Origin of the sequence: Pseudomonas sp. SIMBA_067, from assembly GCF_046534675.1 — a bacterium.
GTDB classification, from domain to species: Bacteria; Pseudomonadota; Gammaproteobacteria; order Pseudomonadales; family Pseudomonadaceae; genus Aquipseudomonas; species Aquipseudomonas putida.
The window spans coordinates 1-254 of record NZ_JAWRYH010000883.1 but is presented as its reverse complement, the minus strand read 5'-3'; the positions used below and the strand labels follow the sequence as shown (position 1 = coordinate 254).

Annotated in this window: 1 pseudogene; it reads right to left on the bottom strand. The window is 48.0% G+C overall.

From position 1 onward, the window contains the following. Positions 1 to 202: pseudogene (locus SB765_RS31755) on the bottom strand (BAX inhibitor (BI)-1/YccA family protein); the annotation flags it as partial. Positions 203 to 254 lie beyond the last annotated feature (52 nt).

The following is a 254-nucleotide window of genomic DNA, read 5'->3' as shown; positions in this document are numbered from 1 at the left end:
CTAATTGCGCGATGATCAGACCGATTAAAAAGACACGGTTAGTGAACAACAGCTCCATCACGGCCGCGGAATTAGCCGCATACCAGGCAACAAATGCGGTCAGCAACAAGCCAACGGTCATCCAGCCATAGACTTGCGCCATATAAGTTTGCAAGCCAGCCCGGGGTTGTACGATTGAATCAGAACGTGGGAATCTGTCCATGACGATCTCCTGAAGATATAAGGAATATCTTAAGGATACTGCAAATGAGGAG